This window comes from Mycoplasma sp. 1012, assembly GCF_054343455.1.
The window spans coordinates 1-13,890 of the sequence record NZ_JBTGVG010000025.1; the positions used below are offsets into that span (position 1 = coordinate 1).

Sequence of the window (13,890 nt, forward strand, 5' to 3'; positions counted from 1 at the left end):
ATTGAGAAATTTTTACACAAAATTTATTACACTTCCAAAAAATTCAAGTTTAATTACTTGAATTTTAATTTACTAAATTTACAGCAACATTGCCATTTTCCTGATTAATATCACTAATTTCCACTTCTACAACTTGATTGATATTAATTTTATTTTCTTGATATTTAGAAGAATGTAAGAAAACATCGTCTTTTAATCCTATCTCAATAAAAGCACCAAATTCAGTAATGTTTCTAATTATTCCTTTAAAAATCATACCTTTTTCTAATTCATCTTTATTAACTATATTATTTCTTAAAATAGGATCATCTAAGTCATCTCTAAAATCACGAAGTGGGTTAGAAAGATTTTCTAAAATTAATTTTATTTCAAAATATTCTAAATTTAATTTAATTTTAATATTATTAATTTCTTGTTCATTATTTAGATATTTGAATTTATCATAATCAAAAATAGATAAACCATATAATTCCATAATTTTATATGCTTTTTTATACATATCAGGGTGAATTGAAGTTTTATCTAAAAATTCACTTGATTCATTAACTCTTAAAAAACCAGCAGCTTGTTCAAAAATCTTCTCATTAATTCCAGAAATTTTTAAAATTTCTTGTCTAGAGTTAATTTTTTTATTTTTTTCAATATAAGAAACAATATTTTTAGCTGTTTTGAGGTTTAATCCAGAAATATGCACAAGTAAATCAACAGAAGCAGTATTTATATCCACACCAACACTATTAACGCATTGAGAAATTGCAAAATCAACTTTCTCATTTAAAAGTTTAACTGGTATATCGTGTTGATACTGTCCAACACCAATACTTTTTGCTTCAATTTTTATCAATTCAGATAAAGGATCGATATTTCTTCTTGCAATGCTTATTGCTGATCTTTGCTCTACAGATAAATCTGGAAATTCTTTTATTCCAGCTTTAGATGCAGAATAAACAGATGCCCCAGCTTCAGAAGTTATAATAAATTTTATTTCTAGAGAATGTTTTGTTATTAACTTTGAAATAAAGTTAATGCTTTCTCAACTTGCAGTTCCATTTCCAACTGCTATCAAATCTACCTTAAAATCCTTTATTAATTGCAATATTTTATTTTCTGCTTCAACTAAATCTTGATTATTTTTTGGTTTAGTTGGATAAATAACATCAATTGATAAAACTTTGTTATTAGCATCTACTACAGCTAATTTGCAACCACTTACAAAACCTGGATCTCAACCTAAAATAATTTTATTTTTAATAGGTTTTTGTAATAAAAGTTTTGTTAAATTTTTAGCAAAAATATTTGCACTTGTTTCTTGTGATTTTAATAATAATTCCGAATACACTTGATTTTCAACACTCGGAATCAAAAGTCTTTTAAGTCCGCTTTTAACAGCTTCTTCAATATATTGTTTTCCTTCTCATTCCACTTTTTTAGTGTATTTATTAACTATGAATTCAGTTATAAAATCATTTTTGTATTCAAAAGAATTAGTAATAACTTTCTTTTCTGTAGCTCTATCTATTGCCATTATTTGGTAACTTAAAAGATATTTAATTGGTTTATTAAAACTGTAATAAATTTGATATTTATTTTCTATATCATTTTCTCTATTTTTAAGTTTAGTTACTATTTTGGAATATTTATAAATTAAATCTACTCATTTTTGTCTTATTTCAACATCATTATTTACAATATCAGCAATTATGTCTTTAGCACCTTCAATTACATCTGTAACATTATTAACTTCTTTTTGAGGGTTTATATATTTTTCTGCTTCTTTAGTAAAATTAACTTTTCTATTTAAAGATAATAAAAAGGTTGCAAATCCCTTTAATCCTTTGCTTATAGCAATATTTGCTTTTGTTTTTTTACCTGTTGAGTATGGTTTATAAAGATTTTCTAACTCCACCATTTTTTCGCATTTTAATATACTTTCTTTTAATTGGTCGGTTAAAATTTCTTTTTCAGTTAAGGTTTTTATAATACTTTCTTTTCTTGCTTCAAGTTTTAAATTGTAGTTATATAAATCGTATATTTCTTTTATTTCAACTTCATCTAAACCGTTTGTATAATCTTTACGATATCTAGAAATAAAAGCAATGGTATTTTCCTGTTCAAGAAGTTCAAGAACTCTTTTTATATATTTAGAGTCAATATTTAGTTTTTTTTCTAATTGATTAATAATTTTTTCGTTCATTTTTTCCTTAGTTAAACTCAATTACAAAGTAATGTTTTTTTCCTTTTTTTATTAAAATAAATTTTCCATCAAAAAGGGAAAAATCTATATTTTCGTCTTCGCTCATAATCTTTTTATCATTAAATATTAAAGCTCCCTGTGCAATAAATTCTCTCATTTCCCTTTTAGAATTAAAAATTTTAGTCTCAATCAATAAATCAGAAATAGTCTTATCTTTAGTTTGTAAGAAAAAAGGAATTGAATTTCTTAATTGATTTATATGTTCAATTGTCAATTCTTTAAAATCACCTTTATTAAAGAGAATATTAGTTATTTTAACAGCATTATTTGCTTCAGTTTCGCCATGAATATTTTTTACAACTTCAAAAGCTAAAGTTTTTTGAGCTAATTTGAATGATTTATTTTCATTGTGCTTTTGAATTACTTCTTCAAGTTGTTCCAAACTTAAAAAAGTTAATCATTTTAAAAATTTTTCGACTTCTAAATCATCAGAAGCAAGTAAAAATTGATATAAACTATAAGCAGAAGTTAATTCAGGTTTTAACCATAATGATCCACCACCAGTAGATTTTCCAAATTTTTTATTGTTTTTATCAGTAAGTAAATTTGTAGTTATTCCAAAGGCATTGTTGTTATCTCCAAAAGCTTTTCTAATAACTTCTATCCCTGTTGTGATGTTTCCTCATTGATCAGATCCACCTAATTGTCCTTTAACATTGTAATTTTCATATAAATATTTAAAGTCTCATCCTTGAATTAATTGGTATGAAAATTCTGTAAAACTCAAACCGTTTTCTAATCTATCAGCAACTGAATCTTTTGAAATCATATAATTTATATTTAAATATTTACCAACTGTACTTAAAAAAGTTAGAATATTCATGTTTTGGTAAATTTCTAAATTATCAAAAACTTCTAAATTGAATTTTTTTAACTGATTAATTATTGATTCTTTATTTTTTTTAACTTCATCATCAGATAAAAGAACTCTATCTGATGATCTAAAGGAAGGATCTCCAATCATTCCTGTAGCTCCTCCTACCACCGCTAAGACTTTAACTCCTGCTTTTTGAAATCTTAAAAGGGTACAAATTTGAATATAGTTACCTAAATGTAAGGAAATTGCTGTTGGATCAAAACCAGCATAAATAAATTCATCGTCTTTCATATTAATGAATTTTTCTTCATTAGTAATATCTTTCAAAATACCACGTTTTTTCAAATCATCTACCAATTTTTTTTTCATTTTTCTCCTTTATTAATATTTTACAAAATAAAATAAACTAATATTTTAAAAATATTATATAATATTTTGTATGAAAATCGCAATTATAATAGATTCCGCTACAGGATTAAGTCAGAAAAAAGCAGAAGCAATGGATTTATATTTTTTACCACTTTACATTCAAGTGGATGAAAAAGAATTTGCTGATGGAATAGATTTAGAATCTGGTGAAATTTTAAAATATGTAAATCTTAAATCAAAAGTTTCTACTTCAGCAACTCCATTAGGTCTTGCACATGAACTTGTAGACAAAATTAAAGATAAATACGATAAAATCATTATTTATCCAATTAGTAAAGGTTTATCATCTCAATACTCTAACTTTAAAACTTCATTTAAAAATGAAGAAAAAGTTTATGTTGTTGAATCTAATAAAGTAACTCTTCTATCTATAATTGATATCATTAATTTTAAAAACAATATAAAAAATGGTGTTGATTTCAACTTAGCTGTTGCTAAATTAGAAGAGGATTTTGTTGGAAAATTTTTATTAATTCCTAAATACAATGATGCCTTAGTTAGAGGTGGAAGATTATCTCCTTCTGCTGCTTCAATTGCTAAATTATTAAAAATAGTTCCTGTAATAAAATTAGAAAATGGGATGTTGCAAAAAGAAGGTAAAGGAAGAATTTTTAGAAAAACTTTATTCAATTATTATAAAGAAAATTGAGATAATTTACCTAAAACTAAAGATACTAAAACTGTTATTATTCATTCTGGAAATAGTGAAATAGAAGAAATTAAACAAGAATTTGAAAATTATTCAAATTCTAAAATTGAACTTTTTGATATTCCTAATGTTATCGCTATCCACACTGGTTTAGAAGCTGTTGCTTTTGGAATCATTAATATTAGCGATGAATCATTGGATTTAATTAAAAATATTTTTGCTAAAAAGTAATAAAAAATGAAGTTCGTTGCTTCATTTTTCTTTATTTTTCCTTTATTTTAATGTCTTCTTCTTTTTCTTTTTTCTCTGCTGTGAGAAATATTATTAATTTTTTTATCTAAGAATTTTTCTTTTCTTTTTCCATTTTTAGATTCTTTTCTATACTTTTCTTTAATAATAACACTTGGTTCAGGATTTAGTTTAATTTCTCTTTTGTTGTTTTTAGTGTTTGCAATAAATTCAGCTAAAATTATAGCTAATTCTTCTGTATTAAAAGTTTCTAATAATTTATCTTTGATGTTTGTGTATTTTGCATATTTATTTTTTTCTAATATTAGTTCACATTCTTCAAATATTCTTTTTTCTCAAACAGATTTTAATTTTTCATCACTCGGAACAAGGATTTCTTCAATTTCAGAGTTAGTTTCATTTGCAATTCTTTCAATGTGTAAAATCTCATTATGTTTTACAAAAGATAAAGAATATCCGGTTCTACCAGCTCTTCCGGTTCTACCAATTCTATGTGTATAATATTCAATTTCCTGAGGTAAATCAAAATTAACAACTCACTCAACGTGATCTACATCAATCCCTCTTGCCATAACATCTGTTGCAACTAAAATTGAAATATCTTGTTTTCTGAATTTATCCATTACAAAATTTCTTTCTCTTTGTTGCATATCACCTTGAATACCAGATGCTTTAAAACCATATTCTCTTAATGCATCACTAAGTTCATCAACTCTTTTTTTAGTTCTTCCAAATATAACAACTGATTTAGGTTTATATAATTCAAGAAATTTTATTAAGTTATTTAATTTACTTGATTCTTTCATTAAAACATATTCTTGCTTTATTGTAGAACTTGTAGTTAAACCTTGTGAAATAGAAATTACTTTTGCATCAGTTGTAATCATTTCACTTAAATTCTTAGTTTTTTTATCAAATGTTGCTGTAAAAAAGAAATTTTGTCTTTGCTTTGGAATAAAGTTTAAAATTTCTTTAATTTCTTCGTAAAATCCTACTTTTAATAATTCATCAGCCTCATCTAAAGTAAAGGATTTTAAGGCAGAAAAATCTATATTTAACTTAAATTTTTCTCCTTTTAACAAATCAATTAATCTTCCTGGAGTTGAAATAATGATTTGTGGTTTTTCTTTTATTGCTTGTTTTTGTTTATCATATGAAATCCCACCTAAAATTAATGCATTTTTGATTGCAAAATTTTTAGTAAGACTTTCAAATGTTGTATAAATTTGTGTAGCTAATTCTCTTGTTGGAGCTAAAATTAAATGTTGTATACTTTTATTTTTTTCGTCTGTATTTTGAATTATTGGTATAGCAAAAGCTGCAGTTTTACCTGTTCCTGTTTGTGCCTGACCAATAATATCATTTCCCATTAATGCTAATTCTATAACAGCATCCTGTATTGGTGTTGGTTGATCATAACCCATTTCTTCTATTGCTGTTTCTAATTTATTTATTAAATTAAATTTTTTAAATCCCATTTTTTCCCTTTTTATATTATTTTTACAAGTGATTTTAATCACCTAATTTCCTTTATATTTAGTTTTCTATATTCGCCTTTTTTTAATCCAATATGACTGAGTCCAGCAAATTCAATTCTATTTAATGATTGAACTTTTAAATTGAAAATTTCAAATAATTTTTTAACATGGTGATAAGTCCCCACACTTAAAGTTACTAAATAAGATTTAGTATCTACTTGTTTTACTTCTTGTTTTGAATTTATCCCATCAATAAAGACATTATTTCCATTTAAAAAATCTAATTGCTGTTTTGTTAACGGTTCATTCAATCTAACTCTATAAATTCTTAATATATTATATTTTGGATGTAATAATCTTTGAGTTAATTCACCATCATTAGTTAAAAGAATTGTTCCGGTGGTATTATAATCTAATCTTCCAACAGGGAAAATAAACTTATTTTCCTGTATTAAATCAGTAATAACGGTTCTTTTTTGTGGATCATTTAATGAACAAATTACTTTTTCTGGTTTATTCATTATATAGTAAACATTTTCTTGTTTAAAAAGCGGTATACCATCTACCAAAATTTTATCTTTAAAACTTGCTTTATCACCTAAATTTGCAATTTTTCCGTTAATTGTAACTTTTTGTGCTTGAATTAATTCTTCTGCTTTTCGACGTGAAGCAATCCCTGCTTGTGATATGAGTTTTTGAACTCTTTCTATTTTCATAAACAAAATTATATATTATTTTCGCTTTTTATTAAATAAAAAATCAATCCTTGCAAAGGACTGATAATTTATTTTGAAAATATATCTTTGAATTTGTCGGGATATAAATAAGACATTTTTTTAATAATTTCATCAAAAGCAATTGGATTATAAGATAATTCTCTATTTTTTAAAAATGAATATTTTTGTGTATCAAAAATTAAAAAGTTGCTTGCACTTCAATTGCCACCTTGTGCGTCTAAACCAACTACTTTTGCATCACTATCATAGACTCCACTACCTGAAGAACCGCTATATCAGTCATAATCTTGAACTTCACCTCATATAGCTGGTCTTATTGCATTAACACCACCTTGTGATGAATTTGAAAATTTTATAGGATTATTTCCTATTAAATATTCTCTATATCTTAATCCTGGATAACTATCACTATTTCCTAAAGTTTGAACTTTTGGTAATGTAGCCATATAAAAATTCAAATTGTTAAAGGAACTTAAATATAAAGATAAATCTGAAATTTCTAAAGGTTTTAGTTTTTTAAAATTTAAGAAGTGACGTATAGCATTTTTTTCTTTTTCATTTAGTGAACGATTTTTATATTGATAATGATCTAAATCTTGATTTTCAAAAGTAGTAAATATTGGTTTAAAATCAACAATTGCTATAATAGCATCTAAATTATCATAAGTATTTCTATGGACTACTTCTCCATTATTGTTTTTAAAATCACCGTAATAATTTGCTACAGAATTACTAAAATCTAAAAATAAATCAAAAGTTATTCCTTGTTGATCTTGAGGGATTTCAAAATCGAATATATTTCCATCTGGTTGTAATTCAGGATGCTCTTTATTTGTGTAAATAGGGAAATATTTATTTGTTTCTGGATTAGTAGATGGTCTTGCAATATTTGTAGAAGCTATTAATTGCGGGTGTTGAACAGTTATTCTTTCATATCCTTGTAAATTTTTATCGAGTGTTCCTATTCCGGATTTTCTGTTTGTATTTCAAACGTGGAAATTAACAAAAGCATAAAATCTATAATCGTTAGAATTGTCATTTACTTTTGCAAAAATATTTCACGTTCCATCAGCATCGGAATTTAAACTAAACACACGATTTCTTCCTTCTTCAATAGGTTTTACTGTATTTTCGCTGTATAAACGGCGAGAACGGTCGTTAGCATTAGGTGCATCTATTAATATATTTTTTCTAGACTCAGCATTAATTACCTTGTCTTCAGTTTTTAAATCATAAGTATTTTTATATCCTGTTGATGTGCTTAAAATAGAATTATTATCTATTTTTTGTTGTTGATGAAAAGATATTTTCTCATCTTTTTCACTTTCATTTTGTATTCAATTAACAAAAAACTCACTTCGATTTATAAAGGCAGAGCGATTATTTGAGTGATTATGAACTGATAAAATATTATTAAATTTAATTTGATTATTTTTAGTGTCTAAACTTAATTTTAATTTATTATTTTCTAAAGATAGACTAAACTTAATATTACTTTTAATTTTAGAAAAGATCTCTTGTTGAAATTCAGGATTTTCAGATACATAATCAAAAAGAAAATCAACATTTTCTAAAGTTTTATTTTCTTTAATATTTTTTAAAGATACAGGCACTCTAACTCTTGAATGAATATCATTAAACTCATTTGAATCTTTAAATTCTCTTGGATTTAAATCTAGTTCAAAAACAAATCAAAAAAGGACATTTTCTGCAGGAAAATCATTTGGAATAATAATTGAATTTAAATCTTCAATAATATAGGCATTATTTTTATTTTCATTAATTTTAAAAATAGAATCTTTTAAATATTCCCTTGTTTTAAATCAATGTATTTTTTGATTTATATTATTTTTTTGTAACTTAAAATCTGTATTTTTATTTTTTATTTTTCTATTTGGATATCTTTTTTCTAAATTATAAAAATCAAAATTATAATCTAATAAAGTATTAAAGTTTTCTACTGAAAAATTAATATTGGTTTTCTTATCAGTATTTTTTTGACTTTCTAAAAGCAAATCATGCTTTGCAATTTTTAAACCGTTGTTTATTTGTGAATTATTCTCTACTAGGTTTTCATTGTTGATAAATAATTGATTTTTTAATTTTTCTGAATTATTTCAATTAAAATTATAAGAAAAACTAATGTTTTTATTAGATACATCTTTTCTTGGTAGAAAATTTATAAAACTATGATTATTGACAATATCAATATATTTAAGTTTATATTTTATTTTTTCTTGAAAACCTGCGATTGAAAACTTACTTAATTCACTAAAAGGAATGTAGATTTTTTTAATAGAAGGAACAGAATTAGAAGCATCAAAATTTTCATCTTCATTTATTACAATTTCTGGATCAAAAGGAAAAGTTGGTTTCTTTTTCTTTTCTTTATAAACTTTTTTCTCAACTTCAAAATAAAAAACAAATATTTTGTCGCTTAAAACTGCTAATTGATTTTGACTTCAATTAAAAGAAGATGTTGCATATATTTCTTTAGAATTTTCATTTTTATAAATATCAAAATTTTCTATAGTTAAATCATTAAATAAAGTATTTTCCTTTATAAATTTATATTTAGATTGTAAATTGAAAGAAGATTTTTTATTGTTATTTATGATTAATTCAGTTACTATGAACTCATTTTGATAGTTACTTAATAGATTAGGATTAAAGCTCAATTTATTTCCGTTTATGTTTAAATCAATATATTTACTTCATTGATTATATTGATCAAAACTTTTTACTAAAACTTTAGCACTAGAAATGTTTTCAGAAGTGTTATTGATAATATTTAAATTTATTAAATTAGAAGAAACTTCAATTGAAGAAATGTCTATATTGGAAACTTCATTAGTTGTAATTGAAGTTTCTTTCTGTATTGGTTTAGTTACTGTGTTATTTAAATAAGAAAAGTATGAAGTGTAATAACTATTTTTGTTTAATAAACTATCTTTACTTATTTCTGAAAAATTAGTTGAATTATGCACATTAATTTCTGTATTTTGAATTAAATTAGCATTTTGAAGTGTAAAAATATTACCATAATTTTCTATTGATTTATTAACATCTTCTACATCAATTCCTTGTTCTGGTTCCTTTGGATTATTATTTGAAGTTTCTGTATCATTATTTTTTAATTTGACAACAAATTCCTTTGAAAAATTTGAATTATTATTAAATTTAATTCATTGATTATTAACTTCAACTTCAAAAAAATTAAATTCATAGGTTCCAGCTTCTATATTATTAATTATAAAATAATAATGATTATTTGATGAATTTAAACTAATTTCAGAAGAATAAATTTTATTATTATTTTCTTTATTTATAAAGGAAATTCTTGAATTTTTGTTTACAAAAGAATCTTTAACTTGATTTAATGTTATCTCAAAATTATTTGAAGTATTTTCTGTATTATTTTCTAAAATAATTTCTTTTTTAGCTATAGTTAACTCTTTTACTTGATCAATTAAAAAGAATGTTTTAAAAGAAAAATTATTGCTGTTATCATTATTGGTAAATATAACATTGTCTTTATCATCTGTATTAAAAGTAATCTTTTTTATTCAATAATTTGTATTTTCTAATAAGTTATTTGCATTTACTTTTATTTTAATTTTGTTATTTTCTAAAAATTCATAACTTGCTTTATATGTTTGATTATTATTTAAAGTTACTTTAAAATTTTCATCTGTTTTAATACTATTTAAATTTTTACTATCGAAAATTAAACTGAATTCAGCAAAATTATAGTCCCTTCTTACAATTGAAAAAATTGAATTTTTAAAATCAAATTCAGGTTTTTCTTTAATTTTAATTTCATCTGATGGTTTTGTTTGGTTTAAGGTTTTAAAAGAAATTGTTTTATTCTTTAAAATATTTAAGTCATTTAAAAAAATTTCTGAAATTTGATATTCAGTATTGCTTTCTAATTTATTGAAAATAAAAGAAAATTGAAGTTTACTAGAATTTATTGGAAATTGTTTTAAATATCCGTTTTTAAATTTAAAACTTAAATTGTAGTTTTTATTTTGATCTAAATTTTCTATTTTTAAAGTCAAATTAATGCTATTTTCCTTTATATTTGAAATTTTATAATCTTTTAGTTCTTCTTTATTAATAGGTTTGTTTATTGTATCTGTATTACTTTCATTAGTTTGATTACATGAAACTATTAATATAGAAGTACTTGATAAAATGATTGGACTTATTGCTCAAATTTTCTTTTTCATAATTCTCCTCAAATATTTATATATTTTAATTATACATTTTCTTAATTAAAATGATTTAAAAATTAAAATAGTTATAAAAATTTTTTTATAAAATACAATTTAGTATAATTAATAATAAATAAATTATTAATTAAAGAGGTAAAAATGCTCAATATTATCCTATACCAACCTGAAATAAGTCCAAACACAGGAAATATAATAAGAACTTGTTTTGCTCTTGGAGCAAAATTACATATAATCAGACCCATAGCTTTTATTTTAGAACCAAAATGATTAAAAAGACCAGCAGCAGGTAAAAGACTAAGTGATATTAGACATGAAATTCATAATAATTATGAAGAATTTAATCAAAAATATAAAAATCAAAAAATTTATTACATAACAAGATATGGACAAAAAACATATAGTGATGTCAATTTTAAAGAAATTGATCAAAATGGTCAAGATATTTTTTTAATGTTCGGAACTGAATCTACAGGAATTCCTAAAAAAATATTACAAAAAGATTTACAATCTTGTTTAAGAATACCCATGGTTGCTGAAAACAGATCAATAAATCTAGCTAATTCTGTAATTCTTGTTGCATATGAAGTGATGAGACAATTAGACTTTAAAAACCTTTCTTTATTTGAAGTTCAAAAGGGAAAAGATTTTATTTCTAATGATAATTAATTCGCTAAAAAATCAAAAAATTATTGATTTAAACAAATTAAAAATAAAGAAATATAGAGATAAAAGTAACTTATATTTAATAGAAAATCCTAAAATAATAGAAGAAGCACTAAAACAAAATCTCATTGAAGAAATAGTAACTTCACAACAAGAAGTATATGAAAAATTTTCTACAAAATTAAAAATAAAATCTTTTTTAGTTACAGAAGAAATAATAAAAAAACTTTCTTTTACCGATACACCACAAAACATTATTGCTGTTTGCAAAAAAAATACTAATAATTATGATTTTTCTTCTAAAATTGTTATTTTAGATAATATACAAGATCCAGGTAATTTAGGGACCATTTTAAGAAATTGTCAAGCTTTTGGTTTTAAAGATATTATAGTAAAAGGTGTAGATATTTATAATGAAAAGGTTGTAAGATCATCCCAAGGAGCATTTTTCTATTTAAACATTATTCAAACAAATGATTTAGTTTTTTATTTAAATCAACTCAAAAATAAGTATTGAATTTATGGAACGGTGTTAAAAAAAGAAAGTGTAGAATTATCTAATATAAAGAAAAATAAAGAAAAAATAGCAATAATTTTTGGAAACGAAGGAAATGGAATAAGTTCTGAAATTCAAAATTTTATAAATGAAAATATTTATATAAAAATTGATTTTGAATCATTAAATGTAGCAATAGCAAATGGTATAATTTTAAATCACTTTAAGGAAAACAATGATTAAAAGAATTAAAGAAAAAATTTTAAATCAACAATTTGACATAGTTTTAAATGGATACAATCCAGAACAAGTTGATTGATTTTTAGATCAAATTAACGAAGAATTTGATAGTTTCATCGAAAATCAAAACAATCTTGAAACAGAAATTAATAATTTAAAAAATGAAAAAAACGAACTTCAAGAACAAATTGAAATACTTCAATTAGAAATTAATAATTTAAAAAATATTTCTGGAATTAGCGATAAAAAACCAAAAGAATAAAAGGAACTGCAATAGTTCCTTTTATTTTATTTATATAAGTTTGTCAAAAATATCTTCACCAGTTTCAACTAATTCTAAATCAAAATTTCTAGCTATAATATTTCCAGAAGTTCCCAAACCACTTAAAATTCCAAGATTTCTTTCTGAACCTTTAAATGATTTAGAAAAGATTGTTAGTGGTAATGCTTCTCTTGTGTGATTACTTCCTGGGAATGAAGGGTCATTACCGTGATCTGATGTAATTATTAATAAATCATCTTCATTCATTGCATTAATTAATTTTGTTAATTTTATATCAAATGAATTAATATTATGAGCATATCCTTCAAGATTTCTTCTGTGTCCATAGTGTGAATCAAATTCAACTAAATTAACAAAGATAAACTCATTTTCAGTATTTTTAGAAGCAATTTCAATTGCTACATCCATATTTTCGTTATCACTTGCTGGTGGAAATACTTCATCAATTCCTTGACCAACAAAAATATCATTAATTTTACCAACAGCAATTGTTTTTATACCTTTAGCTTGCAATTGATTTAAAATTGTTTGTTTTGGTGGCTTATTAGCATAATCATGACGATTAAAAGTTCTTGTAAATTCTCCATTTTCTCCAACATATGGTCTTGCTATTACTCTAGCAACATTTCATTCAGGATTAGAAGAACAGATTTCTCTTGCTGCTTTTGCATATCTATATAAATTTTCAAGTCCTGTATATTTTTCATGACCACAAATTTGTAATGTTGAATCAGGAGAAGTATAAACAATGATGTGACCTTTTTCAATTTCTTCATTTCCTAATTCAGCTAAAATTACTGTTCCACTAGCTTCCCTGTTTCCGATGATTTTTCTACCATCAAAAGCTTTTTCTAATTTGCTAATTAGTTCTTGTGGAAATCCTTTTTCCACAAATTGTGGATTAGGAACTTTAGTTTCAATTCCCATCATTTCTCAATGACCAGCCAAAGTGTCTTTAGCATTAGATTTTTCTACTATTCTTGCCATATATGCTAAATGATTTTTATTTTTTTTGCCATAATTATGAAGTTTAGTAATTTCTCCAATACCTAATTTTTTTCAAGTAGGAATTTCTAATAAATTACTTTCACTTACATGGAATAGAGTATCAGCACCTTGATCACCAAACTCTTTTTGTCTTCCATCATCACCAATTCCCAATGAATCAGTGACGATCATAAAAATTCTTTTAAATTTTTTTTGCATTTTTTTCCTTTTATAAAAATTTTAAATTAACTTTACCTTTAAATTATATTACTATTTTGTTTTTTAAAATGAAAAAACACCATAATTTAAATGGTGTGCTTAATTGTAAGATCAAGTGCACCACTTTAAAGTAAAATTTAAAGTATGGGAC

The 13,890-nt window shown here is 23.6% G+C and carries 10 protein-coding genes; 4 read left to right on the top strand and 6 right to left on the bottom strand.

Going from position 1 to position 13,890, the window contains the following annotated elements; all coding sequences use genetic code 4:
• Positions 1–64 precede the first annotated feature (64 nt).
• Together ACXX89_RS03410 and tyrS are read right to left on the bottom strand one after the other, a co-directional pair.
• Positions 65–2,194: a Tex-like N-terminal domain-containing protein gene (locus ACXX89_RS03410; protein WP_458557666.1), complete on the bottom strand. Its 2,130-nt coding sequence runs from the start codon at positions 2,192–2,194 to the stop codon at positions 65–67.
• 7 nt (positions 2,195–2,201) lie between these two features.
• Positions 2,202–3,440 carry a tyrosine--tRNA ligase gene (gene tyrS, locus ACXX89_RS03415; protein WP_436359147.1) on the bottom strand — a complete coding sequence of 413 codons (1,239 nt, stop codon included), beginning with the start codon at positions 3,438–3,440 and terminating at the stop codon, positions 2,202–2,204.
• 70 nt (positions 3,441–3,510) lie between these two features.
• Here tyrS and ACXX89_RS03420 point away from each other — a divergent pair, with 70 nt between their 5' ends.
• Positions 3,511–4,380 carry a DegV family protein gene (locus ACXX89_RS03420; RefSeq protein WP_458557667.1) on the top strand — a complete coding sequence of 290 codons (870 nt, stop codon included), beginning with the start codon at positions 3,511–3,513 and terminating at the stop codon, positions 4,378–4,380.
• A gap of 47 nt (positions 4,381–4,427) precedes the next feature.
• Here the strand turns inward: ACXX89_RS03420 and ACXX89_RS03425 are convergent, their stop codons facing one another.
• The 3 genes from ACXX89_RS03425 to ACXX89_RS03435 all read right to left on the bottom strand — a co-directional run bounded on the left by ACXX89_RS03425 (position 4,428) and on the right by ACXX89_RS03435 (position 10,845).
• Positions 4,428–5,876 (bottom strand): DEAD/DEAH box helicase, encoded by a 1,449-nt coding sequence (locus ACXX89_RS03425; protein WP_458557668.1) that lies wholly within the window; start codon positions 5,874–5,876, stop codon positions 4,428–4,430.
• An 11-nt stretch (positions 5,877–5,887) separates the two neighbouring features.
• The gene (locus ACXX89_RS03430; protein ID WP_436359142.1) at positions 5,888–6,592 is read right to left on the bottom strand and encodes a pseudouridine synthase; all 705 of its coding nucleotides are present in this window, start codon (positions 6,590–6,592) and stop codon (positions 5,888–5,890) included.
• A 68-nt stretch (positions 6,593–6,660) separates the two neighbouring features.
• Complete coding sequence (locus ACXX89_RS03435; protein WP_458557669.1) at positions 6,661–10,845, bottom strand: hypothetical protein; 4,185 nt, start codon at positions 10,843–10,845, stop codon at positions 6,661–6,663.
• A 144-nt stretch (positions 10,846–10,989) separates the two neighbouring features.
• Here ACXX89_RS03435 and ACXX89_RS03440 point away from each other — a divergent pair, with 144 nt between their 5' ends.
• The 3 genes from ACXX89_RS03440 to ACXX89_RS03450 are packed head-to-tail and all read left to right on the top strand — an operon-like array spanning position 10,990 to position 12,512.
• Positions 10,990–11,517: a tRNA (cytidine(34)-2'-O)-methyltransferase gene (locus tag ACXX89_RS03440; protein WP_436359140.1), complete on the top strand. Its 528-nt coding sequence runs from the start codon at positions 10,990–10,992 to the stop codon at positions 11,515–11,517.
• Positions 11,507–12,253, top strand: a complete 747-nt coding sequence (locus tag ACXX89_RS03445) for a TrmH family RNA methyltransferase (protein WP_436359139.1) — start codon at positions 11,507–11,509, stop codon at positions 12,251–12,253. The genes ACXX89_RS03440 and ACXX89_RS03445 overlap by 11 nt, the downstream gene beginning before the upstream one ends.
• Positions 12,246–12,512, top strand: coding sequence for a DivIVA domain-containing protein (locus tag ACXX89_RS03450; RefSeq protein WP_436359137.1), 267 nt, complete (start codon positions 12,246–12,248; stop codon positions 12,510–12,512). Before ACXX89_RS03445 ends, ACXX89_RS03450 begins: the two co-directional genes overlap by 8 nt.
• Positions 12,513–12,542: 30 nt before the next feature.
• Here ACXX89_RS03450 and ACXX89_RS03455 read toward each other — a convergent pair whose 3' ends face one another.
• Positions 12,543–13,739: a phosphopentomutase gene (locus tag ACXX89_RS03455; protein ID WP_436359133.1), complete on the bottom strand. Its 1,197-nt coding sequence runs from the start codon at positions 13,737–13,739 to the stop codon at positions 12,543–12,545.
• Between the last annotated feature and the right edge of the window lie 151 nt (positions 13,740–13,890).